The following is a 25,980-nucleotide window of genomic DNA, read 5'->3' as shown; positions in this document are numbered from 1 at the left end:
AGGAGCATGATGAAATGAATTACCTATCAAAAGAATTGGCGGAGGAAATTGTCGAAAGAACCATGTCGATTATTCGGCACAACATTAATATGATGGATGAAAACGGGGTTATCATCGCTTCAGGAGACCGTTCGAGAATCGGTGATGAACACGCAGGAGCGAAGGACGCACTTGCAGCTGAAAAGGTTATCAGCATCACGCCCGAAGAATGCTCGGCTTTAACGGGAACGAAGCCCGGCGTAAACCTTCCCATCGTATTTCATGATGAAATAATCGGCGTCATTGGAATCACGGGGCCGCCTTCTGAAGTCAGCCGTTACGGAGAACTTGTCAAAATGGCAGCGGAGCTAACAGTCGAACAGGCATTTTTAACAAAACAGCTGACATGGGATCAAAGGCTCCGCGAAGAAACGGTCATCCAAATGATTCAGGGGACTGATCTAGCATCCCTTGACTTCTTTGAACGTGCAGAGCGATTAAACATACCGCTTGACGGCCAGCGTACTTGTCTTGTGTTTGAGCTCCCATCGGCTGATATGAAGCCGGCGTTTATTAAAAAACTTGAAAAGCATTTAACCGCGAAAGATTTGTACGCCAATATTTCTTTAAAAGAGGTCGCAGTTATTCTGGCAGGCGCCCCCACTAAAAGCAGGTCTGATCTCTTTTCAGCTTGGAACGGCTGGCTCAGCCAATGGAAAACAGTCAGAGGCGCGCTTGGCGAGCAGGCTGACCAGCTTCAGCAGCTGCCATTTTCCTATCAAAGTGCAAAACAAACGCTCAAGATTGCTGAAAACAATTGTAGTTTATACGATTATCGAGAGTTTGCGATTCCTGTTTTATTATCAAAAATAGAGCATCCGGATCAGGAGATTCACTTTCAAAACATCTGGGATCGCCTTTCCCAAGCAGATCAAAAAGGCGAATTAACTCATACCCTCCTCTGCTACATAGAAGAAAACGGCGAAATCGGGGAAACTTCATCAAGACTCTTTATTCACCGCAACACCTTAAACTACCGGCTCAGAAAGATTGAATTGGCAACGGGGTGTAATCCAAAACGGTTTGACGACCTATTCAAACTGTATACAGCCATTACTCTTTTTTCACCCTTTTGTGCAAATGAACAATTTTAATATAGGATAAAAGGACGAAATCCGTATACCTGACCAATTCTCCCTTATACAGAAAGCGTTTACAATTGGACGTAAGGGAGGGTATGCACATGGATATTCAAATCAATGCAATAGGCGCCTTATGCGCATTAGTCATATCAATCTTTCTCATTCTGAAAAAAGTCCCGCCGGCTTACGGCATGATGATCGGCGCATTGGCCGGAGGCTTAATCGGCGGCGCAGATTTAATAGAGACGACGGATCTCATGATAGCAGGTGCTAAAAACATGATTCCCGCGGTGCTCCGCATCTTGGCGGCAGGCGTGCTCGCCGGCGTTCTGATTCAATCCGGCTCCGCAGCGGTGATTGCGGAAACCATTGTCAATCAGATCGGAGAAAAAAGGGCGCTTCTTGCCTTAACATTGGCAACAGCCATCTTAACAACGGTCGGCGTATTCGTTGATGTCGCCGTCATCACAGTCGCTCCGATCGCTCTGGCGATCGCGAGGCGGACCTTTATCAGCAAAGCGGCCATTCTGTTGGCGATGATCGGCGGGGGAAAAGCGGGCAATATCATGTCGCCAAACCCTAATGCCATTGCCGCTTCAGATGCCTTTCACGTCCCTTTGACATCCGTGATGGCCGCCGGGATCATCCCCGCTATTTTCGGATTGGGCGCCACTTACTTGCTGGCAAAACGCCTTTCAAATAAAGGAACAAAAGTAGCTGCAAATGAGATTGAGACCCAAACGGCACAACAACTGCCGGCATTTTGGGCGGCGGTCAGCGGCCCTGTGGTCTCTATCCTGTTGCTCGCCTTAAGGCCTGCGGCAGGAATTACGATTGATCCGATTATCGCTCTGCCGGCTGGAGGCCTCGTCACTGCGATCGCATCGGGGCAAGCAGGCAAACTGAGGGATTTTGCCGCTTCAGGACTGTCAAAGATGTCAGGCGTTGCCGTGATGCTGCTCGGAACTGGAACCCTTGCAGGCATCATCGCCAACTCCAAACTCAATTCTTTAATCACCGACACCCTTGTCGGCTTGGGTCTGCCGTCGTTTCTCTTAGCTCCAATCTCGGGCATGCTGATGTCAATGGCAACCGCCTCGACAACCGCCGGCACCGCTGTCGCCAGCAGTGTATTCGGCCCGACATTGCTTGATCTTGGCGTCGCCGGCCTCGCAGGTGCGGCGATGATTCACGCCGGAGCAACGGTGCTCGACCATCTGCCTCACGGAAGCTTTTTTCATACGACGGGAGGCAGCGTATTCATGGCCATGAAAGAACGATTAAAGCTGATTCCATATGAGTCGGTCATCGGCTTAATCCTAACGATTATCTCGACTTTGATTTTTGGAATTTTTCAATTCTTTATTTAAAAAGGAGCAGGTACCATGAAAATCGTAATCGCACCTGATTCATTTAAAGAAAGCATGACATCGCTTGAGGCGGCTAGAAGCATTGAAAAAGGCTTTAAAGAGATTCTGCCTGACGCCGAATACGTCAATATTCCGGTTGCCGACGGAGGCGAAGGAACCGTTCAGGCTCTGGTTGACGCTACCGGAGGAGATATTGTATATCAAACGGTCACTGGCCCTCTCGGGAAGCCCGTAAAGGCAGCTTACGGCCTGCTTGGTGACGGAAAAACGGCTGTCATCGAAATGGCTGAAGCGTCAGGCCTTCACCTCGTTCCACCTGAACAGCGGAATCCCCTGTTAACGACAACGAGAGGAACCGGAGAGCTGATTCTGGATGCTGCGGAAAAAGGAGTGTCCCAGATCATCATCGGACTCGGCGGAAGCGCGACAAATGACGGCGGCGCGGGAATGGCTTCAGCACTTGGCGTGAAGTTTCTAAACCGCGCTGGAGAAGAGATTGAAAATGGGGGCGGTGCACTAGCTGAGATTGCCAAAATCGATGTGAGCGGCCTTGATCCAAAATTAAAGCATATCCAATTCGAAGCCGCCTGTGATGTTGATAATCCTCTTACAGGTCCTCGCGGTGCCTCCGCTGTATTTGGGCCGCAAAAAGGAGCGAACAGTGAAATGACGGCCCACTTGGATCAAAACTTAAAACATTATGCTGCAGCTGTCAAAGCAGAGCTGGGATGCGAAATCGATTCACTCCCGGGAGCCGGAGCGGCCGGAGGATTGGGAGCTGGCCTGTGCGCCTTTTTAAAAGCGGAATTAAAAAGCGGTGTTGACATTGTTTTAGATACTTTGTCTTTTTCTGAACGCATTAAAGGGGCCGATCTTGTAATTACAGGCGAGGGAAAAATAGACGGCCAAACGGTCAGCGGAAAAACGCCGGCCGGCGTCGCAAAACGCGCCTGCAGCGAAAATATTCCGGTTATTGCATTTGCCGGATCGCTCGGTGAAGGCTGCGAGCTTGTTTATGATATCGGCATTTCCGCTCTCTTTTCGATCGTGCCCGGCATCAGCTCCTTGGAGAACGCTCTTGCCGATGGAAGTTCAAATCTTACGCGCTGTGCGCGAAATGTAGCCGCCGTCTGGTCACTCGAATAAAAAAAGCGCGCCTATTGGCGCGCACTTTTTTATGGTTGAATAACGTCTCTGTTCCCCATGTATGGACGAAGCGCTTTAGGGATGATGACGCTTCCGTCCTCCTGCTGATAATTTTCCAATAATGCGGCAACCGTTCTGCCGACTGCCAAGCCGGATCCGTTTAGCGTATGGACATGCTCTGGCTTGCCTTTTGCTTCCCTTCTGAATCTGATATTCGCCCGTCTGGCCTGGAAAGCTTCAAAGTTGCTGCATGATGAAATTTCGCGATATGTGTTTTGGCTTGGAATCCATACTTCAATATCGTATTTTTTCGCAGCGGTAAACCCCAGATCGCCCGTACACATGCTCATCACCCGATAAGGAAGCTCAAGCAGCTGAAGAACCTTCTCCGCTTGATTTGTCAGTTTTTCAAGCTCTTCATATGAATCCTCAGGCTTCACAAATTTCACCAGTTCAACCTTGTTAAATTGGTGCTGGCGAATCAAACCGCGCGTATCACGTCCGGCAGAGCCTGCTTCTGAACGGAAGCACGCACTGAACGCCGCATAATTGATCGGCAGCTCGTCAGCTGACAAAATTTCATCGCGATGCAGGTTCGTAATCGGCACTTCCGCCGTCGGAATTAAGAAATAATCTTCTTCCCTGATCTTAAAAGCATCTTCCTCAAACTTCGGCAGCTGTCCGGTGCCTGTCATGCTTGCGCGGTTCACCATGTACGGCGGGATGACTTCCGTATAGCCGTACTCGTCTACGTGGAGATCAAGCATAAAGTTATACAATGCGCGTTCAAGTCTGGCGCCGAGCCCTTTATAGAAAACGAAACGGCTTCCCGTTACCTTGCCGGCCCGTTCAAAATCGAGAATATCCAATTGATCGGCAATATCCCAATGAGGCTTCGGCTCAAACGAAAACTCAGGGAGTTCGCCCCATTTGCGAACTTCCACGTTGTCGTCTTCAGTCTCACCGACCGGAACAGACTCGTGGGGGATGTTCGGGATAGACAACATGATTTTATCAAGCGAAGACTCGACCGTTCTCAGCTCTTCATCAAGTTTTTTAATGTCTTCACCGACTTCGCGCATTTCTTTAATGAGGTGGTCAGCATCTTTTTTCTCGCGCTTTAAAGCGGCAACCTGCTGAGATACCTCATTGCGCTTCCCTTTCAGCTCTTCCACTTTGACGATCAATTCTCTTCTCTTTGTATCCAATTCCTCAAATTGATCAAAATCTGATAAATCTTCTCCCCTGTGGGCAAGCTTTTGTTTGATTTCTTCAAAATTTGCCCGCAGCAGTTTGACATCAAGCATCTGCCTCGCTCCTTTTATACTGATTTGACCGAAAAAAAGAGCCCTTGTCCCCTAAATAAAAGGGACGAGAGCTCTCGCGTTGCCACCCTGATTGAAAACAGGCGTCTACCTCCTGCTTTCCGCTTATTTTGATAACGGTTCTCCCGTAAATGCCTACTTTGACTGTTCAGCAATTCGCTCAAGGATGGATTCGGACAGCATCTTTCGCCGATTCGCACCAACCATCGGCTCTCTTGGAAAGAGAGGCTCCCTACTGCTTCCTATCAACGCTTTTCGATCTATATTGTCTTATAAATGTACTACAAGTTTTAACAGCTTTCAACCGTTTTATACGACGGCTTCCCGTTTATGCTTTTCCACCATCTCGACAAATAATTTCGTCATTCTGTGATCATCCGTCAGCTCAGGGTGGAAAGAACAGCCGAGAAGATTTCCTTGTTTGGCAGCGACGATTCTTCCGTTGTGTTCCGAAAGCACTTCTACATCTGCGCCCGCTTCCAAAATGTGCGGAGCGCGGATAAATACGCCTGTAAACGGTCCCTCAAGTCCTTTAACGGTTAAGTCTGCTTCAAAGCTGTCCACCTGTCTTCCAAAGGAATTCCGCTCTACCGTTACATCCAGAACCCCGAGATGGGCATCGTTAGTTCCGGCAATGTTCTTCGCCAGGATAATCAGCCCAGCACAAGTTCCAAATACCGGCTTTCCGGATGCGGCAAATTCCTGAAGAGGCTTCATAAACTGATACGTATCGATGAGGCGCCTCATCGTCGTGCTTTCGCCTCCTGGCAAAATCAAACCGTCGATTTCCTTTAACTCTTCCGGCCACTTGATGACTTTTCCGGCCGCTCCGCATGCTTCAATTGAGCGAATGTGTTCTCTTACTGCTCCCTGAAGTCCAAGTACACCAATTGTCAGCATGTCAATCCGTCTCCTTCGTGTTTACCAGCCGCGCTCTTGCATACGCTGTTCTGGCAGCAGATTTGAGATTTCAATCCCTTTCATCGCAGTTCCAAGCTCTTTTGAAAGCTCGGCAATCAGCTTGTAATCCGTGAAATGCGTCGTCGCTTCTACGATTGCTTTCGCGAATTTTGCAGGGTTGTCGGATTTGAAAATACCGGACCCTACGAATACGCCGTCAGCGCCAAGCTGCATCATTAGAGCAGCATCAGCAGGTGTTGCTACACCGCCGGCAGCAAAGTTGACAACCGGAAGGCGTCCTTCGGCTTTAATTTCCTTCAGCAGCTCATAAGGAGCGCCGAGGTTTTTCGCTTCTGTCATCAGTTCGTCATCGCTCATGCCGACTACTTTGCGCACTTGAGCATTCACCTTTCTCATATGGCGGACAGCTTCCACAATATTGCCCGTACCAGGTTCGCCTTTTGTACGAAGCATTGAAGCTCCTTCAGCGATCCGGCGCGTCGCTTCTCCTAGGTCGCGGCATCCGCATACAAATGGAACGGTAAATTCGTTTTTATTTAAATGAAATTCTTCATCTGCAGGAGTCAAAACTTCACTTTCATCAATATAGTCAACGCCAAGCGCTTCAAGAACACGCGCTTCAACGATATGCCCGATGCGTGCTTTTGCCATAACCGGGATTGAAACAGCGTTCATCACTTCTTCGACAATAGTCGGATCTGCCATGCGGGCAACTCCGCCTGCCGCACGGATATCAGCCGGAACGCGCTCCAGCGCCATGACTGCGACGGCTCCTGCTTCTTCTGCGATTTTTGCTTGTTCAGCATTGACAACGTCCATAATGACGCCGCCCTTCTGCATTTCTGCCATACCGCGTTTTACGCGATCAGTACCTGTTTGAGCCATTTCAAGGATCCCCCTAATCAAAGATTGAATTGTCAGATTTAATCCTATTGTATCCTATAATTCCACAAAATCATATGAAAAACACGAAGATTATTTCTATTTTAATAACAAATCGTTAGGATTGTAAATGGTAATTCTATCTGAATATGACAATAAAGAGCCCTATCAAATAGAGCTCTTTATTTTTTAAAACCAGCCGGTTACCATTTCAACAATGCTGTTCCATATACCGGCAAAAAAGCCGCCGATGCTTCTCATCGTTAAAATAAACCAGTTTGCTTTCTCATCATCTTCTTTTGTCACCAGGTTTACACCTGATACATCGCTGCCGAGAAATCCGTAGTCCTTTTCTTCTCCCTTATAGGAGGCCGTCAAGGTACCGACTTTCTCACCTTTTTTAACAGGTGCGGTCAGCTCGTCTTTGTTCAGCGTCACTTTCGCTTTGTAATTCTTTTCTTCACCGTTCTTCACAGGCATTGAAAAGGCTTTTTCTGTGACGATGCCGACTTCAGTTTCTTTCCCTTTGTCGACTGTGACTGTTTCGTTGCCTTTCACTTGTGCGCCTTTTGCGTAAAACTCTTTCATAGTGAAGTTTTCAAATGCATAATCGAGCATTTTTTTCGTTTCTTTAAATCGCGCCGTATGAAGGTCGCCTTTCGCATTCAGAACGACGGAAATCACTCTCATGCCGTTTCTTTCAGCAGTAGCCGTAAAGCATGATCCGGCTGAGTCGGTTGACCCGGTTTTCAGCCCGTCCACACCTTCATATTGCTGAACAAGGCCTTTCAGCATAAAGTTCCAGTTCGGCATATCCATTTCATCGTCTGTGCCTTTTCTGAACTTCGTTTTGGCAATGCTCGCCGTATCGAGGATCTCTGGATAATCGCTCACTAAATGATCGGCAAGGAGCGCCATGTCTCTCGCAGACACTTCATTTTCTTCATTGGCATTTGTTCCGCTCGGATGTTTGCCGTGAAGATCCTTGTTTTCCAAACCTGTGGCATTCACAAATTTGAAATCTTTCATTCCAAGCTCTTTGGCTTTTTTGTTCATTAACTCTACAAACTTCGATTCAGAACCGGCAACAATTTCAGAAAGTGCAATAGCCGCCGCGTTTGCAGAGTAAATTGCAGTCGCCTGATAAAGCTCTTTTACAGTGTATGATCCGTCTTTACGAAGAGGAACATTGGATAGTGAACGATCTTGGGAAATCTCGTATACATAATCGTCAGGCGTGTACTTCTGATCCCATTTCACTTTGCCTTCGTGAATCGCTTCCAACAGAAGATACTCCGTCATCATTTTTGCCATGCTGGCAACAGGAAGACGCTGGTCGGCATTTTTACTGTACAAAATTTTCCCCGATGAAGCTTCCACCAGGATTGCTGCTTTCGCGTCTACATTGATTGGATCATTTGCAGCTTTTGCAGTTGACATAGGAGAAAATGCACCTACAGTCACGGCAAAAGCAACGATTAACATGATCAGCTGCTTTAATCTCTTGCTTTTCAAATCGTGATACCTCCGCTTTTCATCAGACTAATAATCTATATCAAAGCCTTTTAAGACATTTTTCAAACACAACATTATAAATTTTATCATAATGAAGCAAAAAAAAATAGACAGAGTATCACTCTGTCTACGGTTTAATTTTTGTCATATTTGATTAGGAAATGGTATAGTTAGGCGATTCTTTGGTAATTTGCACATCGTGAGGATGGCTTTCCCGCAGGCCTGCTCCTGTCATGCGGATGAACTGCGCATCTTCCCTCAATGCGTGCAAATCTTTCGTTCCGCAGTAGCCCATGCCGGATTTCAAGCCGCCGACAAGCTGATAAACGGTATCAGCAACAGGGCCTTTATAAGGCGTACGGCCTTCAATGCCTTCAGGAACGAATTTTTTGTTTTCCTCTTGGAAGTAGCGGTCTTTGCTTCCTTTTTCCATCGCAGCTACAGAACCCATGCCGCGATAAACTTTAAAGCGTCTGCCTTGATAGATTTCAGTCTCGCCCGGGCTTTCAGATGTTCCGGCAAGAAGGCTTCCTAGCATGACGGCATGACCGCCGGCAGCCAAGGCTTTGACAATATCTCCGGAATACTTGATGCCGCCGTCTGCAATAATCGCAGCGCCGTGTTTTCTTGCTTCAGTCGCACAATCGTAAATCGCTGTCACTTGCGGAACACCGACACCGGCTACTACGCGGGTTGTACAAATTGACCCCGGTCCGATACCGACTTTAACTACATTTGCTCCAGCTTCGATAAGCGCTTTTGTTCCTTCGGCAGTTGCGACGTTACCGGCAATGATATTTAATTCAGGATAAGTGTCGCGGATTTTCTTAACGGTATCCAATACTCCTTGTGAATGGCCGTGCGCGGTATCAACGACGATCACATCGACATTGGCTTCCACAAGCTTTCTGACGCGTGTCATTGTGTCGCCTGTTACACCAACCGCTGCTCCAACCAATAGGCGGCCGTGAACATCTTTCGCTGAATTCGGGAATTCGATTACTTTTTCAATGTCTTTAATCGTAATTAGCCCTTTTAAAACACCTTGATCATCTAAAAGAGGGAGTTTTTCGATCTTGTATTTTTGAAGAATTTTTTCTGCTTCATCCAGGGTTGTACCAACAGGAGCCGTAACAAGCTCTTCTTTTGTCATAACATCGCTGATTTTCATGGAGTAATCAGAAATAAATCGCAGATCACGGTTTGTAATGATTCCAACCAGCTTCTGATCCTCTTCATTGTCAACAATCGGAACACCGGAAATTCTGTATTTGCCCATCAAATGCTCTGCATCAAAAACTTGGTGCTCTGGTGTCAGGAAAAACGGATTTGTAATGACGCCGCGCTCTGAACGTTTGACTTTGTCAACCTGCTCAGCCTGCTGTTCAATTGACATGTTTTTGTGGATAATACCCAGTCCGCCCTGCCTTGCCATCGCGATGGCCATTTGAGCTTCTGTAACTGTATCCATGCCTGCACTAATAATTGGAACATTCAGCTTGAGAGACGGTGTAAGCTCTACCGATAAATCGACGTCGCGCGGAAGTACCTCCGATTTAGCCGGAACGAGCAATACATCATCAAATGTTAAGCCTTCTTTTGAAAATTTGCTTTCCCACATTAGTAAATCCCCCTCTTTTCGGCAAAATATTATATGTAGATTATCAACTTGAATACCCACTGTCAAGAAAGCGAGAAACAGTTGTAATTTTTAGAAAATAACCATAAGGGAAGTGGAGTCCATGCAAGATAAAGGATGGAAGGATTTAAAGCTATTTTATTCGGTCGAAACAGCCCAGCATTTTCTTGAAATGGTATATAAAAATCAAGGAATGGAAGATGCCAAAAAAAATTCCTATAAAAACGGAGAGCGGTTTATTTTTTTTCTTAAACATGCGGAAGCCTTTTACAAGCAAGCCAAAATCGCTACGTTGGAAATCAAACCGATTTTATTATTTTACGGCATGGCACAGCTATTGAAAGCCTGCCTGTTAATGACAGATCCTTCCTATCCAAGCCATACTTCAGTGCTCGCCCATGGCGTGACCACTAGAAAACGAAAAAAACAAAATTACCGCTTTTATGAAGATGAAGTAAAAATCCAAAGGAACGGCCTATGTATGCACGTCATCAGGTCCCTTTTCCAATTATCCGGATTGGAAGATGAACGATTCAATATGAAGCAGCTTTTGGCGAGAATTCCGGAGATCAATAAAGTACTGGCATTTCAAAGAAAACCGAATCCAATAGTAAAAGCAGCCGTCGAAGACCGGCTCATTTGGCTGCCAAGCGAGACGCCCGATGCTTACAATATGTCGTCAAAGCGTTTCATCGAACATGTCGAATACCATTTAAACTGGTCTTTCTGCCGTGAAGAAAAAGAGGGGATCATTTTTTCCGCCGCTCAAAAAGAATGCCGTCCCAGCACTTCGACTACCTTGCTTTATGATTTGGAACATGGCGCATATTATTTTCCGGCTGAACGGGATCGCTTTTTAAAGCTCCCGGAAATATTGGTGCATTACTTGGTTGCTTACAATTTAAGCATGATTGCCAGGTATGAAACAGAATGGTGGTATGACCTTCTTCTTCAAAGTGCCAGCGATGATTATGTCATCATCCAACAGTTTTTACATATAGTCGAGTCAAAGTTCCCTTATTATATCGCTGAATTGCTTATTCGAAAAAAAGAAAACAACAAAAAAGACCAGCTTATATAAGCTGGTCCTCTTAGCGCTTGGCGGCGTCCTACTCTCACAGGGGGAAGCCCCCAACTACCATCGGCGCTGAAGAGCTTAACTTCCGTGTTCGGCATGGGAACGGGTGTGACCTCTTCGCTATCGCCACCAAACTATGCCTTCAGGACGAAGGTACTGGGCGTTCCTCACAGGATGTGAGGGCCTTTAGCCGAGTTTCCTTGCCTTTGGCTTTCTGAGAGCATTCTCTCAAAACTAGATAACGGACAGACGATTCACAAATATTTAGGTTAAGTCCTCGATCGATTAGTATCTGTCAGCTCCATGTGTCGCCACACTTCCACCTCAGACCTATCAACCTGATCATCTTTCAGGGATCTTACTTCCTTATAGGAATGGGAAATCTCATCTTGAGGGGGGCTTCATGCTTAGATGCTTTCAGCACTTATCCCGTCCGCACATAGCTACCCAGCGATGCCCTTGGCAGAACAACTGGTACACCAGCGGTGCGTCCATCCCGGTCCTCTCGTACTAAGGACAGCTCCTCTCAAATTTCCTGCGCCCGCGACGGATAGGGACCGAACTGTCTCACGACGTTCTGAACCCAGCTCGCGTACCGCTTTAATGGGCGAACAGCCCAACCCTTGGGACCGACTACAGCCCCAGGATGCGATGAGCCGACATCGAGGTGCCAAACCTCCCCGTCGATGTGGACTCTTGGGGGAGATAAGCCTGTTATCCCCGGGGTAGCTTTTATCCGTTGAGCGATGGCCCTTCCATGCGGAACCACCGGATCACTAAGCCCGACTTTCGTCCCTGCTCGACTTGTAGGTCTCGCAGTCAAGCTCCCTTGTGCCTTTACACTCTGCGAATGATTTCCAACCATTCTGAGGGAACCTTTGGGCGCCTCCGTTACCTTTTAGGAGGCGACCGCCCCAGTCAAACTGCCCACCTGACACTGTCTCCCTGCCCGATAAGGGCAGCGGGTTAGAAGGTCAATACAGCCAGGGTAGTATCCCACCGATGCCTCCACCGAAGCTGGCGCTCCGGTTTCCAAGGCTCCTACCTATCCTGTACAAGCTGTACCAACATTCAATATCAGGCTGCAGTAAAGCTCCACGGGGTCTTTCCGTCCTGTCGCGGGTAACCTGCATCTTCACAGGTACTATAATTTCACCGAGTCTCTCGTTGAGACAGTGCCCAGATCGTTGCGCCTTTCGTGCGGGTCGGAACTTACCCGACAAGGAATTTCGCTACCTTAGGACCGTTATAGTTACGGCCGCCGTTTACTGGGGCTTCAATTCGCACCTTCGCTTACGCTAAGCGCTCCTCTTAACCTTCCAGCACCGGGCAGGCGTCAGCCCCTATACTTCGCCTTGCGGCTTCGCAGAGACCTGTGTTTTTGCTAAACAGTCGCCTGGGCCTATTCACTGCGGCTCTCTCGGGCTTGCACCCTAACAGAGCACCCCTTCTCCCGAAGTTACGGGGTCATTTTGCCGAGTTCCTTAACGAGAGTTCTCTCGATCACCTTAGGATTCTCTCCTCGCCTACCTGTGTCGGTTTGCGGTACGGGCACCTCTCACCTCGCTAGAGGCTTTTCTTGGCAGTGTGGAATCAGGAACTTCGCTACTATATTTCGCTCGCCATCACAGCTCAGCCTTACGGGAAACGGATTTGCCTATTTCCCAGCCTAACTGCTTGGACGCGGATATCCAATACCGCGCTTGCCCTATCCTCCTGCGTCCCCCCATTGCTCAAATGGTGAGGAGGTGGTACAGGAATATCAACCTGTTGTCCATCGCCTACGCCTTTCGGCCTCGGCTTAGGTCCCGACTAACCCTGAGCGGACGAGCCTTCCTCAGGAAACCTTAGGCATTCGGTGGAGGGGATTCTCACCCCTCTTTCGCTACTCATACCGGCATTCTCACTTCTAAGCGCTCCACGAGTCCTTCCGGTCTCGCTTCACAGCCCTTAGAACGCTCTCCTACCACTGTTCGCAAGAACAGTCCGCAGCTTCGGTGATACGTTTAGCCCCGGTACATTTTCGGCGCAGAGTCACTCGACCAGTGAGCTATTACGCACTCTTTAAATGGTGGCTGCTTCTAAGCCAACATCCTGGTTGTCTAAGCAACTCCACATCCTTTTCCACTTAACGTATACTTTGGGACCTTAGCTGGCGGTCTGGGCTGTTTCCCTTTCGACTACGGATCTTATCACTCGCAGTCTGACTCCCAAGGATAAGTCTTTGGCATTCGGAGTTTGACTGAATTCGGTAACCCGGTAGGGGCCCCTAGTCCAATCAGTGCTCTACCTCCAAGACTCTTACCTTGAGGCTAGCCCTAAAGCTATTTCGGAGAGAACCAGCTATCTCCAGGTTCGATTGGCATTTCACCCCTACCCACACCTCATCCCCGCACTTTTCAACGTGCGTGGGTTCGGGCCTCCATTCAGTGTTACCTGAACTTCACCCTGGACATGGGTAGATCACCTGGTTTCGGGTCTACGACCACGTACTCATGCGCCCTATTCAGACTCGCTTTCGCTGCGGCTCCGTCTTTTCAAACTTAACCTTGCACGGGATCGTAACTCGCCGGTTCATTCTACAAAAGGCACGCCATCACCCGTTAACGGGCTCTGACTACTTGTAGGCACACGGTTTCAGGATCTCTTTCACTCCCCTTCCGGGGTGCTTTTCACCTTTCCCTCACGGTACTGGTTCACTATCGGTCACTAGGGAGTATTTAGCCTTGGGAGATGGTCCTCCCGGATTCCGACGGAATTTCACGTGTTCCGCCGTACTCAGGATCCACTCAGGAGAGAACGAAGTTTTGACTACAGGGCTGTTACCTCCTATGGCGGGCCTTTCCAGACCTCTTCATCTACCTCGTTCTTTTGTAACTCCGTACAGAGTGTCCTACAACCCCAAGAGGCAAGCCTCTTGGTTTGGGCTGTTCCCGTTTCGCTCGCCGCTACTCAGGGAATCGCATTTGCTTTCTCTTCCTCCGGGTACTTAGATGTTTCAGTTCCCCGGGTCTGCCTTCTCATATCCTATGAATTCAGATATGGATACTGCTCCATTACGAGCAGTGGGTTTCCCCATTCGGAAATCTCCGGATCAAAGCTTGCTTACAGCTCCCCGAAGCATATCGGTGTTCGTCCCGTCCTTCATCGGCTCCTAGTGCCAAGGCATCCACCGTGCGCCCTTTCTAACTTAACCGTTAAAAAGAATCACTACAGAAAATTCTTGTGAATGTCTACTTTCGTTATCTAGTTTTCAAAGAACACGTTGGTGGAGCCTAGCGGGATCGAACCGCTGACCTCCTGCGTGCAAAGCAGGCGCTCTCCCAGCTGAGCTAAGGCCCCGTGTATAAAGATGGTGGGCCTGAGTGGACTCGAACCACCGACCTCACGCTTATCAGGCGTGCGCTCTAACCAGCTGAGCTACAGGCCCATCTTTTGATTCATATGAAGGAAGTTCCTTCAAAACTAAACAAGATCCAAACGCACCTGTCTATAAGACCGCAAGGTCTTATATTCCGTATAATATCCTTAGAAAGGAGGTGATCCAGCCGCACCTTCCGATACGGCTACCTTGTTACGACTTCACCCCAATCATCTGTCCCACCTTCGGCGGCTGGCTCCAAAAGGTTACCTCACCGACTTCGGGTGTTACAAACTCTCGTGGTGTGACGGGCGGTGTGTACAAGGCCCGGGAACGTATTCACCGCGGCATGCTGATCCGCGATTACTAGCGATTCCAGCTTCACGCAGTCGAGTTGCAGACTGCGATCCGAACTGAGAACAGATTTGTGGGATTGGCTTAGCCTCGCGGCTTCGCTGCCCTTTGTTCTGCCCATTGTAGCACGTGTGTAGCCCAGGTCATAAGGGGCATGATGATTTGACGTCATCCCCACCTTCCTCCGGTTTGTCACCGGCAGTCACCTTAGAGTGCCCAACTGAATGCTGGCAACTAAGATCAAGGGTTGCGCTCGTTGCGGGACTTAACCCAACATCTCACGACACGAGCTGACGACAACCATGCACCACCTGTCACTCTGCCCCCGAAGGGGAAGCCCTATCTCTAGGGTTGCCAGAGGATGTCAAGACCTGGTAAGGTTCTTCGCGTTGCTTCGAATTAAACCACATGCTCCACCGCTTGTGCGGGCCCCCGTCAATTCCTTTGAGTTTCAGTCTTGCGACCGTACTCCCCAGGCGGAGTGCTTAATGCGTTTGCTGCAGCACTAAAGGGCGGAAACCCTCTAACACTTAGCACTCATCGTTTACGGCGTGGACTACCAGGGTATCTAATCCTGTTCGCTCCCCACGCTTTCGCGCCTCAGCGTCAGTTACAGACCAGAGAGTCGCCTTCGCCACTGGTGTTCCTCCACATCTCTACGCATTTCACCGCTACACGTGGAATTCCACTCTCCTCTTCTGCACTCAAGTTCCCCAGTTTCCAATGACCCTCCCCGGTTGAGCCGGGGGCTTTCACATCAGACTTAAGAAACCGCCTGCGCGCGCTTTACGCCCAATAATTCCGGACAACGCTTGCCACCTACGTATTACCGCGGCTGCTGGCACGTAGTTAGCCGTGGCTTTCTGGTTAGGTACCGTCAAGGTACCGCCCTATTCGAACGGTACTTGTTCTTCCCTAACAACAGAGTTTTACGATCCGAAAACCTTCATCACTCACGCGGCGTTGCTCCGTCAGACTTTCGTCCATTGCGGAAGATTCCCTACTGCTGCCTCCCGTAGGAGTCTGGGCCGTGTCTCAGTCCCAGTGTGGCCGATCACCCTCTCAGGTCGGCTACGCATCGTCGCCTTGGTGAGCCGTTACCTCACCAACTAGCTAATGCGCCGCGGGTCCATCTGCAAGTGGTAGCTAAAAGCCACCTTTTATGATTGAACCATGCGGTTCAATCAAGCATCCGGTATTAGCCCCGGTTTCCCGGAGTTATCCCAGTCTTACAGGCAGGTTACCCACGTGTTACTCACCCGTCCGCCGCTGACCTAAGGGAGCAAGCTCCCGTCGGTCCGCTCGACTTGCATGTATTAGGCACGCCGCCAGCGTTCGTCCTGAGCCAGGATCAAACTCTCCATGAAATAATGGAGCGCAGATTAAGTTCGTCACATCCTGTGACAACATCTGCATGACCTGCATCGTGCAGGCCCCTGACTACGCACACTTACATGTGCGATTTATAATGAATTAACAGGTACGTTTTGTCTTGTTTAGTTTTCAAAGAACTTCGCTGCCGCTCTCAAAGCGACCACTTAAATATAACATTTATAAGACAAGCGGTCAATACTTTTTTAAAAAAAGTTTTTGTTGTTGCTTTTATAAGCGACCAAGAGAAATTATAGCACATTATGTTCCTGATGAAAAGATTATATTTGAAAGATTGAATAGAAAAACATGCAGCCATTTGGCTGCATGTTTTTATGATTCATCCGCTTCCTGTTCTTCTGAATCGTTCTCTTCATCTTTTTCAACTAAAGCGACAGTCGCGACATGCTCTTGTTCACCTAAGCGGATAAGTCGCACACCTTGAGTGACGCGTCCGGTCGTGGAGATATCTTTAATATCCATCCGAATGATCACGCCGCTTGCTGTGATGATCATTAAATCTTCTTCTCCTGTCGTTGCTTTCACTGTCACAAGAGATCCGTTATTTTCTGTGATTTTGCAGGTTTTCAGCCCTTTTCCTCCGCGGCTTTGCACCCTGTATTCTGAAGCGGGCGTCAGTTTTCCGTAGCCCTTTTCAGTTACGATTAGCACGTGTGAATCCTCTTCCAAAATCTCCATGCCGACAACAACATCGTCATCTGTCAGATTGATGCCCTTAACGCCGGCTGCTGTTCTTCCCATTTGCCTTACATCTGTTTCAGGGAAACGGATGAGCAGACCGTTCTTCGTGCCGATAATAATTTGTTTATTTCCATCCGTCAGGCGGACAGCGATCAATTCATCCTCATCGCGGAGGCTTAAGGCGATCAATCCATTATTGCGGATATTCGCGAATTGAGAAAGCGGTGTGCGTTTTGATATTCCGTGTTTTGTCGTGAAGAACAAATAAGACTCGTCATCAAATTCGCCTACCGGAATAATCGCGTTGATCCATTCTCCTTTTTCCACTTCAAGCAGGTTAATAATCGGAATTCCCTTCGCTGTCCGTCCGAATTCAGGGATCTCATATCCTTTCGCACGGTACACCTTCCCTTTATTCGAGAAGAAGAGAATGGTGTCATGGGTGGATGTTGAAATCAGGTGTTCAACGAAGTCGTCTTCATTTGTACCCATGCCCTGAATGCCTTTCCCGCCCCGTTTTTGGCTGCGGTAAGTGGAAGAAGGCAGACGTTTGATATATCCGTTATGAGTTAAAGTCACAACGATATTCTCGCGCGTGATGAGATCTTCATCCTCAATCGTCTCAAGGCCCGATGTCACGATTTCAGTACGGCGCTCATCATTAAAGCGCTCTTTAACTTCTGTGAGCTCTTCCCGAATGATTTCAAGAACTTTCTCTTCGTCTGCTAAGATTGCTTTTAGCTCTGCAATCAGCTCAACAAGGCTTTGATATTCCTCTTCGATTTTTTCGCGTTCCAGCCCTGTTAAACGCTGGAGACGCATGTCCAAAATCGCCTGGGCCTGTTTTTCAGTCAAAGAAAACTTCTCAATCAATCCGTTTTTTGCGATTTCAGCCGTTTGCGAATTTCTAATTAGGGAAATAACTTCATCAAGGTGATCAAGCGCCACTCTCAAGCCCTCAAGAATATGGGCCCGCGCTTCCGCTTTGCGAAGCTCGAATGCAGTACGCCTTCTGATCACGACTTTTTGATGGTCGAGATAATGCTCCAGACACTGCTTCAAGCTCAATACTTTCGGCTGGCCGTCAACAAGCGCCAAAAGATTAATGCCGAATGATGTTTGAAGAGCGGTCTGCTTGTACAAGTTATTTAACAGTACATTGGCATTTGCATCCCTTCTCAGTTCAATGACGATGCGCATTCCGTTTCGGTCTGATTCATCGCGGAGATCCGTAATGCCGTCGATTTTCTTATCGCGCACTAGATCGGCGATTTTTTCGATCAGCCTTGCTTTATTCACTTGGTACGGTATTTCCGTAATAATGATTACCGGTTTGCCGGAAGATGTTTCTTCGATTTGAGCTTTGGCTCGAAGCGTAATTGATCCCCGGCCTGTTTCATAGGCCTTTCGGATACCGCTTCTTCCCAAGATCAGCCCTGCTGTAGGGAAGTCGGGTCCAGGAATGATCTCCATCAATTCCGGAAGCGTGATATCAGGGTTTTTGCTGACCGCCAAAACACCGTCAATGACTTCACCGAGCTGATGCGGCGGGATGTTTGTGGCCATACCTACAGCAATACCGGCCGCTCCGTTGACAAGCAAGTTCGGAAATCTCGCAGGCATAACAACCGGCTCTTTTTCCGAACCGTCATAGTTGTCCTGGTAATCGATTGTGTCTTTATTGATGTCGCGCAGAATTTCCATTGATATTTTAGACATTCTCGCTTCTGTGTAACGCATGGCCGCAGCCGAGTCGCCGTCAACAGAACCGAAGTTTCCATGGCCTTGAACGAGCATGTACCGATAGTTAAAATCCTGCGCCATTCTGACCATGGCTTCGTAAACAGCAGAATCACCGTGAGGGTGGTACTTACCGATAACTTCGCCGACAATACGCGCGGATTTTTTATACGGCTTATCACTTGTCATCCCAAGGTCGTTCATCGCATACAATATTCTTCTGTGCACCGGCTTCAGACCGTCTCTTACGTCCGGAAGAGCGCGGGAAACAATAACACTCATTGCGTAATCTAAAAAAGATGTGCGCATTTCCTGACTGATATTGACTTCCTGAACTTGGGGCTTATGTTGTTCACTCATTAAAAAACCTCCCTGGAGAATCTACATGAGTTGTGTGGGAGTAGATTTGTATTTATACTCTTCAACGAATTAGGCTATTCTCCATTATATCAATAATCTTGATTTTATACACATCAAATGACTAGAGCGCCAAAGGCTCATTCTAGAAAAGACCTTATTTCAATTAAGCGAAAATAAGGTCTTACAATCATTAAATATCCAAATTCTTTACATATCGGGCATTCTCTTCGATGAAGTTGCGGCGCGGTTCAACCTTGTCGCCCATCAGCATTTCAAAGGTTTCATCCGCATCAATCGCATCTTTGAGCGTTACTTGAAGCAATGTCCGCGTTTCTGGATCCATCGTCGTTTCCCAAAGCTGTGTCGCATTCATCTCGCCCAAACCTTTGTAGCGCTGCAGGCCTGGCTTAGGATTTTGCGGAAGCTCTTTTAAAATTTCTTCGAGCTGCTGGTCATTGTACGCATACTCAACGCGTTTCCCCTGCTGTACTTTGTAAAGAGGCGGCTGAGCGATGTAGACATATCCTTGTTCGATAATCTGTCTCATGTAGCGGTAGAAAAAGGTCAGCAGCAATGTTCTGATGTGTGCACCATCGACGTCGGCATCCGTCATAATCACGACTTTGTGGTAGCGGGCTTTTTCAAGGTTGAAATCTTCCCCGATTCCGGTGCCAAGGGCGGTGATCATAGAACGAACCTCATTGTTGGACAATATTTTGTCCAGGCGGGCTTTTTCGACGTTCAAAATTTTCCCTCTCAAAGGCAAAATTGCTTGGAAATGACGGTCGCGGCCCTGTTTTGCCGATCCGCCCGCAGAGTCACCCTCAACGATGTAAAGTTCGGAAATCGTCGGGTCTTTAGAAGAACAGTCAGCAAGTTTCCCCGGCAGATTGGACACTTCAAGGGCGCTTTTTCTGCGCGTCAATTCGCGTGCTTTCTTTGCAGCCATCCGTGCTCTGGCGGCCATAACCCCTTTTTCAACGATTTTTTTCGCTGAATCCGGGTTTTCTAGCAGAAACTTTTCAAGCGCTTCTGAAAATAGCGCATCTGTTATCGTACGCGCTTCTGAGTTGCCGAGCTTTGTTTTCGTCTGCCCTTCAAATTGAGGATCCGGGTGCTTGATTGAAATAATCGCTGTCAAACCTTCCCGGACGTCTTCTCCGCTTAAGTTCGGATCGCTTTCTTTGAATACGCCGTTTCTTCTCGCGTAATCATTGATGACCCTCGTCAAACCGGTCTTAAAGCCGGCTTCATGGGTTCCGCCTTCATACGTATGAATGTTGTTAGCAAATGAATAAATGTTGCTTGTATAGCTGTCATTGTATTGAAGAGCCACCTCGACTGTAATGCCGTCTTTGGATCCTTCAATATAGACCGGCTCTTCATGAATAACTTCCCGCGAACGGTTCAAGTGTTCAACATAGCTTTTAATACCGCCTTCATAGCAGTATTCATTCTTGCGTTCTTTTCCTTCTCGCTTGTCTTCGATCGTGATTTTGACGCCTTTTGTCAAGAAAGCGAGTTCGCGGACACGAGTGGCGAGCGTATCATAGTCGTATTCAGTCGTTTCCGTGAATATTTCCGGATCAGGCTTGAAGTGTGTGGTCGTTCCCGTCACTTCCGTATCTCCAATGACTTTCAAATCAGCTTTCGGAACGCCACGTTCAAATTCCTGATAATGGATTTTTCCATCTCTGTAAACCGTTACATCCAGCTCGGTTGAAAGGGCGTTAACAACAGAAGCACCGACGCCGTGCAAACCGCCCGAAACTTTATATCCGCTTCCGTCAAACTTTCCTCCGGCGTGCAGGACAGTCATGATGACTTCCACAGCGGGACGACCCATCTTCTCATGAATACCGACCGGGATACCCCGTCCGTTGTCTTTTACTGTGATGCTGTTGTCTTTTTCAATTGCGACATTGATTTCAGTGCAGTAACCGGCCAATGCTTCATCGATGCTGTTATCGACAATTTCCCATACTAAATGGTGCAGACCTTTGCCGCTTGTCGACCCGATGTACATTCCGGGTCTTTTCCGAACGGCTTCCAATCCCTCTAGAACCTGTATCTGATTTTCATCGTAATTATTTTGCTGTTCCATTGCCACGCACATTCACCTACACTTTTCTTCAAACATAATAAATTTATAGTTAAGATTCTTTATGAATCGATTTCCGGCTTGGATTGCGCCCGTTTTTTCAACGTGCCTGAGGCTAAAGGAGAAAAATAAATCGATTGTAATGTGACAACAATTGACTTCGGCGTGCTGTTAGAAGAGACAATCCGCTGTTTTTGCTTGCTTAAAAACTCCTCAACAATCGGCGATGTCTTTGCCTTGTAATCAAAAATAGCCACAATTTCACGCGTTGAGACGACAAAATCGTCACCTAAGTGGATATACAATCCCTCACCCCATTTTTTCAGTCCGATAGCGTGCCATTTTCAACACGAAAGATTTCCGCTTCGTTTAAGGTTTTATGATCAATTCCATCAACGCTTGTCGTTGTTACGAATGTTTGAACGCGGCCTTGAATGGTGTGGAGCAAGTGAGACTGCCGATAGTCGTCCAGCTCTGATAAAACATCATCCAAAAGCAGAATCGGGTATTCTCCTATCTCTTCCTGAATCAAGTCGATTTCAGCCAATTTAAGCGACAATGCAGTCGTGCGCTGCTGGCCCTGCGATCCGTAAGTCTGCACATCACGGCCATTGACATAGAAAAGAACATCATCCCTGTGGGGACCTGAAAGAGATACCCCCCGTTCTATTTCTTTATCTCTTAATTTAGAAAACGTTTCTTGATAACTATTGATCATTTTCGACAAATCGGGCGAATCTGATACGTGAAGAGACGTATGATACTTTAACGTCAGCTCTTCCAGACCTCTTGAAATTCCGGAATGAATGGGCTGAGCCCATTTTTCAAGCTGATCGACAAACTGAAGCCGTTTCATCACAACCTTTGCCGCGAATTCCGTAAGCTGTTCCGTCAGCACGTCAAGCATCGTTTGATCGGTTTGCTTTCTCGTTTGAAGCTGCTTCAAGAAATGATTCCGTTGTGAAAGGATTTTTTGGTAAAGAGAAAGGTCATGAAGATAGACAGGTGATACTTGGCCGATTTCCATGTCGAGAAACCTTCTTCTGACCTGAGGACTTCCTTTTACGAGATTTAAATCCTCCGGCGCGAACATAATCGTGTTGACAGCCCCGACATACTGGCTCAGCTTCTGCTGTTCAATATGATTCACTTTACCTTTTTTTCCTTTTTTGGAAATCACAAGCTGAATGGGAACAGAACCGTTTTTTTTAATGACCCTGCCTTCTATTTTAGCATAGTCTTCATCCCATCGTATGAGTTCTTTATCATTTGACGTCCGATGGGATTTCGCCATCGCAAGCACATAGATCGCTTCCATCAAATTTGTTTTTCCTTGAGCGTTCTCTCCGATAATCACGTTCACTTTGTTCTCAAATTGAAGGTCAAGGCGCTCATAATTACGGTAAGACGATAATGTAAGATTTTGGATATACAATCAATACCACCTGCTTTTAGCCGACGACTTGAAATGAACCGAATCCTTCAATCGTCACCACATCTCCGACATACAGTTTTCGTCCGCGGCGGTTATCCGGCTCGTCATTGACGAGTACTTCATATTCCGATAAAAACCATTTTGCCATTCCTCCGGACTGAATGACATCCGCCAATTTCAAAAACTGGCCGAGGGTAATCATCTCTGTATCAATAGCCACCGTCTTTGTCATTATATCGACCTCTTTCAATATCACTAATATCTAATTGTACTAAAAAACAGGGAAAGAAGGAAAGGGGAAACTTGCGGTATGAGCAATCAAGGCAGGGCGAGAGCGCTTTTCTCCAGAAAAAATAAGAGAAGCTGCCGGACCAGCCGGCAACTTTCTATTCCAACAAATTAATACGTCCGGACAGGAAGAATTAATTGGACGATCGAATCGTCATTCGGCGTACGGATCAGAAAAGGCCTCATAGCGCCTGTGAAGCTTACATGAATGTCCTCTCCTTCAAGAACTTTAAGGGCATCCAGCATATATTTCGGACTAAAGGATATCTTTAAGTCTTCCCCTTCGATCTGCTCGGCATTCACCGTTTCAACAACCTTTCCGATTTCCGGAGAGTTTGAAGAAATTTCGATCGACTCATTGGCGGCTGCGGAAAGTTTCACCACGTTGTTTCGTCCTTCTCTCGCCAAAAGCGAAGCCCTGTCGATCGCCTGGAGAAATTCCTTAGTATTGACAATCAAGTTCGTTTTGCTTTCCTGAGGAATCAGGCGGTTCGTATCCGGATAGTTTCCGTCAAGAAGCCTGGAGAAAAACAGAACGTTTTTTGTTTTAAACAGCACTTGTGTTTCGGTAATCACAATATCAACAAGCTCCTGATGGTCATCAAGGATTTTGCTGAGCTCGGTTAAGCTTTTTCCTGGGATGACGACATTGTATGAACTGTCTTCGTTAATGTCGAGCTTAGCTTTCCTTAGCGCAAGACGATGACTATCCGTTGCAGTGCATATTAATTCACCGCCAGTGACATTCCAGTTTACACCTGTCAAGATTGGGCGTGTTTCTGAGGTGGACACTGCAAAAACGGTTTGGCGGATCAGGTTTTTCAGCAGATCGGTCGGAATTTGAAAAGCGTGATGCTCTTCAATTTGCGGCAAAAGCGGATATTCGCTTGCATCCAAACCGTTTAAGTTAAACTCTGCTTTGCCGGAGCGGATGATCGTTAAGTATTGATTTTGAACCTCGATTTCCACTGTTGACATCGGCAGCTTTTTGACAATTTCACTGAAAAAACGGGCTTGAAGCACAATGCTGCCGGGCTGTTCAATTGTCACGATCTCTAAATCGCCGTCTTCTTTCGGGATAAACGATTCAATCGAAATATCGGAATCGCTGCCTGTCAGAGAGACCCCTTCATCAGAGGCCACGATTTTAATACCGGTTAAGATCGGAATCGTCGTTCTTGAAGAAACGGCTTTTAACACATCTTGGACACTTTCGACCAGGCGGTCTTTTTGAATTGTAAACTTCATAATCATCCTCCTTGCGGGAATCTATTAATTATTATGTTTTATAAAAATAGCAGAAGTACTAGTAGGGGCTGTGGATTTGTGGATAAGTGTAAAAAAGAACGGAAACACAGCCTATCCACATGTGGACAGACTGTGTAAGGCCATGTTCAAGTTATTCACACTTTCCCGCTCATCACTTATCTCAGCTGCTCTTTAATTTCTTTAATCTGCTGCTGAAGCTGTTCATCATCGCTCAGCAGTTTTGATATTTTCTCATGGGCATGGATGACCGTCGTGTGGTCGCGTCCGCCAAATTCTTCGCCGATCTTCGGAAGAGAAGAATCTGTCATTTCTCTTGATAGATACATAGCGATCTGCCGCGGAAAAGCCACCGATTTTGTCCGTTTCTTCGCCTTGAAATCCTCCAGCTTGATATTAAACTGCTGGCCGACGATTCTTTGGATGTCTTTGATCGTAATGACTTTCGGCTTTGAAGAAGGAATGATATCTTTCAAAGCTTCAGCAGCCAGATCGGCGTTAATGTCTTTATTGATCAAGGAAGAATATGCGACAACCCTGATTAATGCCCCTTCCAGCTCCCTGATATTGCTGTCGATCTGATTGGCAATATAAAGCATGACTTCATTCGGGATATCAAGTCCTTCTGCTTTTGCTTTCTTTCTTAAAATCGCAATTCTTGTTTCCAGATCAGGAGGCGTGATGTCAGTGATCAATCCCCATTCAAAACGGGAGCGCAAACGGTCTTCAAGCGTTGGGATCTCTTTTGGAGGCCGGTCGCTGGAAATGACAATCTGCTTTGTTTCTTCATGCAGCGTATTAAACGTATGGAAAAATTCCTCTTGCGTCTGTTCTTTTCCGGCTAAAAATTGAATATCGTCTATTAAAAGAACGTCAACATTTCGATAGCGATTGCGAAAATCGACAGCTTTATTGTCACGGATCGAGTTAATGAACTCATTTGTAAATTTCTCAGATGACAAATAAACCACTTTTGCAGATGGATTGTGATCGATGACATAGTGCCCGATCGCATGCATTAAGTGAGTCTTTCCAAGTCCGACTCCCCCGTAAATAAACAGCGGATTGTAAGCTTTCGCCGGGGCTTCAGCCACTGCCAAAGACGCTGCGTGGGCGAATCGGTTTCCTGAACCGATAACGAACGTATCAAATGTATATTTGGGATTCAGCATGTTTTGCGGAAAATCAGCCGGTTCTTCTTTCGACATTTTTTTGATTGGAGACTTTGGCATAAAATCTTCTTCATTTTGATTCTGAGGAATGACAAATTTAATGCTCAATTCTTCTCCTGTCAGATCATAGATCGTATCGGCGATCAGGTGCAGGTATCTTGATTCAAGCCAGTCTCTGGCGAACTCGTTCGGTGCGGTGATGATCAGCGTATCGCCCTGCAATGAATGGGCCTTTGTCGATTTCATCCATGTTTCAAAGCTGGGCTTGCTCAATTTTTTTTCGATCTGCCCCAAAGCTTGATTCCAAAGATCCGATATGTTTTTCATAATGGCGGTTCGTCCCTCCTTTACCAGCAATATTTGCTTGTCCAACCTGTTATAGAACACAAAAAAAGAGCAAATGGATGAGTCCATTCGTTAATGAAATGTTGAAAACATATAATATAGTAGAAAAACGTCTTTTCGACATTTTTCACAAGATGTGGACAAAATACTGCACACCCTGTGAAAAAACTCTCCACAACTTATCCACAGTTTGTGGATAATGGATTGGCAGCCAATTTGTTATCAAGAGTTAAAACACAAATATAATATCAGAATAAGCGAGTGGTTGCAATGGTTGCGAGGAACTTATCCACATACTATACAAACTGTTGAAGAAATATTGTCCACAACGGTTAGTTTTGTGAAAATGTTGTCGATAATGATTGTGGATAGAAAAAACGAGGAGAAAGATATCCACATTGGCTTTTTTTCGCTTCGTCCATCCCGTTTTCCCGCTTCCAAAAAAATCTTTTAAGCTAAAATTGAGGAAAAATGAAATTAGGCTTTCG

General features: G+C 47.0%; 16 protein-coding genes, 2 tRNA genes, 3 rRNA genes and 1 other annotated feature. Of the genes, 4 read left to right on the top strand and 17 right to left on the bottom strand.

What is annotated here, in order from left to right; genetic code table 11:
* Nucleotides 1-14: 14 nt before the first annotated feature.
* The 3 genes from TRNA_RS21620 to TRNA_RS21610 all read left to right on the top strand — a co-directional run bounded on the left by TRNA_RS21620 (nucleotide 15) and on the right by TRNA_RS21610 (nucleotide 3,637).
* Nucleotides 15-1,133: a CdaR family transcriptional regulator gene (locus TRNA_RS21620; RefSeq protein ID WP_009330050.1), complete on the top strand. Its 1,119-nt coding sequence runs from the start codon at nucleotides 15-17 to the stop codon at nucleotides 1,131-1,133.
* A gap of 89 nt (nucleotides 1,134-1,222) precedes the next feature.
* Complete coding sequence (locus tag TRNA_RS21615; RefSeq protein WP_009330049.1) at nucleotides 1,223-2,491, top strand: GntP family permease; 1,269 nt, start codon at nucleotides 1,223-1,225, stop codon at nucleotides 2,489-2,491.
* 15 nt (nucleotides 2,492-2,506) lie between these two features.
* Nucleotides 2,507-3,637 carry a glycerate kinase gene (locus TRNA_RS21610; protein WP_003178116.1) on the top strand — a complete coding sequence of 377 codons (1,131 nt, stop codon included), beginning with the start codon at nucleotides 2,507-2,509 and terminating at the stop codon, nucleotides 3,635-3,637.
* Nucleotides 3,638-3,666: 29 nt separating this feature from the next.
* On the opposite strand, the gene serS is transcribed toward TRNA_RS21610, so the two are convergent.
* From serS to guaB, 5 genes are all read right to left on the bottom strand, one after another.
* Nucleotides 3,667-4,944, bottom strand: coding sequence for a serine--tRNA ligase (gene serS / locus TRNA_RS21605; RefSeq protein ID WP_003178111.1), 1,278 nt, complete (start codon nucleotides 4,942-4,944; stop codon nucleotides 3,667-3,669).
* A 57-nt stretch (nucleotides 4,945-5,001) separates the two neighbouring features.
* Nucleotides 5,002-5,220: a binding site (T-box leader), on the bottom strand.
* A 51-nt stretch (nucleotides 5,221-5,271) separates the two neighbouring features.
* On the bottom strand, nucleotides 5,272-5,862 hold the full coding sequence (gene pdxT, locus TRNA_RS21600) for a pyridoxal 5'-phosphate synthase glutaminase subunit PdxT (protein ID WP_003178110.1): 591 nt from the start codon (nucleotides 5,860-5,862) through the stop codon (nucleotides 5,272-5,274).
* Between the two features lie 21 nt (nucleotides 5,863-5,883).
* Nucleotides 5,884-6,768 carry a pyridoxal 5'-phosphate synthase lyase subunit PdxS gene (gene pdxS, locus TRNA_RS21595; RefSeq protein ID WP_003178108.1) on the bottom strand — a complete coding sequence of 295 codons (885 nt, stop codon included), beginning with the start codon at nucleotides 6,766-6,768 and terminating at the stop codon, nucleotides 5,884-5,886.
* A 186-nt stretch (nucleotides 6,769-6,954) separates the two neighbouring features.
* Nucleotides 6,955-8,250 (bottom strand): D-alanyl-D-alanine carboxypeptidase family protein, encoded by a 1,296-nt coding sequence (locus TRNA_RS21590; protein WP_031314563.1) that lies wholly within the window; start codon nucleotides 8,248-8,250, stop codon nucleotides 6,955-6,957.
* 184 nt (nucleotides 8,251-8,434) lie between these two features.
* Nucleotides 8,435-9,901, bottom strand: a complete 1,467-nt coding sequence (guaB, locus tag TRNA_RS21585; protein ID WP_003178102.1) for an IMP dehydrogenase — start codon at nucleotides 9,899-9,901, stop codon at nucleotides 8,435-8,437.
* Nucleotides 9,902-10,022: 121 nt separating this feature from the next.
* Here guaB and TRNA_RS21580 point away from each other — a divergent pair, with 121 nt between their 5' ends.
* Nucleotides 10,023-11,000: a YaaC family protein gene (locus TRNA_RS21580; protein WP_011197460.1), complete on the top strand. Its 978-nt coding sequence runs from the start codon at nucleotides 10,023-10,025 to the stop codon at nucleotides 10,998-11,000.
* Between the two features lie 15 nt (nucleotides 11,001-11,015).
* Here the strand turns inward: TRNA_RS21580 and rrf are convergent.
* The 12 genes from rrf to dnaA all read right to left on the bottom strand — a co-directional run bounded on the left by rrf (nucleotide 11,016) and on the right by dnaA (nucleotide 25,474).
* Nucleotides 11,016-11,131: ribosomal RNA gene (gene rrf / locus TRNA_RS21575) — 5S ribosomal RNA — on the bottom strand.
* A gap of 131 nt (nucleotides 11,132-11,262) precedes the next feature.
* Nucleotides 11,263-14,193, bottom strand: a 23S ribosomal RNA gene (locus TRNA_RS21570).
* 70 nt (nucleotides 14,194-14,263) lie between these two features.
* Nucleotides 14,264-14,339: transfer RNA gene (locus tag TRNA_RS21565), tRNA-Ala, on the bottom strand.
* A gap of 11 nt (nucleotides 14,340-14,350) precedes the next feature.
* Nucleotides 14,351-14,427: transfer RNA gene (locus tag TRNA_RS21560), tRNA-Ile, on the bottom strand.
* A 102-nt stretch (nucleotides 14,428-14,529) separates the two neighbouring features.
* Nucleotides 14,530-16,079, bottom strand: a 16S ribosomal RNA gene (locus TRNA_RS21555).
* Together the 16S, 23S and 5S rRNA genes with 2 tRNA genes alongside form the textbook arrangement of a ribosomal RNA operon.
* A gap of 337 nt (nucleotides 16,080-16,416) precedes the next feature.
* Complete coding sequence (gyrA, locus tag TRNA_RS21550) at nucleotides 16,417-18,885, bottom strand: DNA gyrase subunit A (protein ID WP_003178095.1); 2,469 nt, start codon at nucleotides 18,883-18,885, stop codon at nucleotides 16,417-16,419.
* Nucleotides 18,886-19,075: 190 nt separating this feature from the next.
* A complete protein-coding gene (gene gyrB, locus TRNA_RS21545; protein WP_009330043.1) occupies nucleotides 19,076-20,989 on the bottom strand; it encodes a DNA topoisomerase (ATP-hydrolyzing) subunit B in 1,914 nt (637 codons plus the stop codon).
* Nucleotides 20,990-21,048: 59 nt separating this feature from the next.
* On the bottom strand, nucleotides 21,049-21,291 hold the full coding sequence (gene remB / locus TRNA_RS21540) for an extracellular matrix regulator RemB (RefSeq protein WP_003178090.1): 243 nt from the start codon (nucleotides 21,289-21,291) through the stop codon (nucleotides 21,049-21,051).
* A gap of 17 nt (nucleotides 21,292-21,308) precedes the next feature.
* The gene (recF, locus tag TRNA_RS21535) at nucleotides 21,309-22,421 is read right to left on the bottom strand and encodes a DNA replication/repair protein RecF (RefSeq protein ID WP_003178089.1); all 1,113 of its coding nucleotides are present in this window, start codon (nucleotides 22,419-22,421) and stop codon (nucleotides 21,309-21,311) included.
* Between the two features lie 16 nt (nucleotides 22,422-22,437).
* Nucleotides 22,438-22,653: a S4 domain-containing protein YaaA gene (gene yaaA / locus TRNA_RS21530; protein ID WP_003178084.1), complete on the bottom strand. Its 216-nt coding sequence runs from the start codon at nucleotides 22,651-22,653 to the stop codon at nucleotides 22,438-22,440.
* Between the two features lie 167 nt (nucleotides 22,654-22,820).
* Nucleotides 22,821-23,957, bottom strand: coding sequence for a DNA polymerase III subunit beta (dnaN, locus tag TRNA_RS21525; RefSeq protein ID WP_003178080.1), 1,137 nt, complete (start codon nucleotides 23,955-23,957; stop codon nucleotides 22,821-22,823).
* Between the two features lie 176 nt (nucleotides 23,958-24,133).
* Nucleotides 24,134-25,474: a chromosomal replication initiator protein DnaA gene (gene dnaA / locus TRNA_RS21520; protein ID WP_009330034.1), complete on the bottom strand. Its 1,341-nt coding sequence runs from the start codon at nucleotides 25,472-25,474 to the stop codon at nucleotides 24,134-24,136.
* Between the last annotated feature and the right edge of the window lie 506 nt (nucleotides 25,475-25,980).

This window comes from Bacillus licheniformis DSM 13 = ATCC 14580 (genome assembly GCF_000011645.1).
Lineage (GTDB): Bacteria > Bacillota > Bacilli > Bacillales > Bacillaceae > Bacillus > Bacillus licheniformis.
This window is presented reverse-complemented; position numbering and strand designations above follow the sequence as displayed.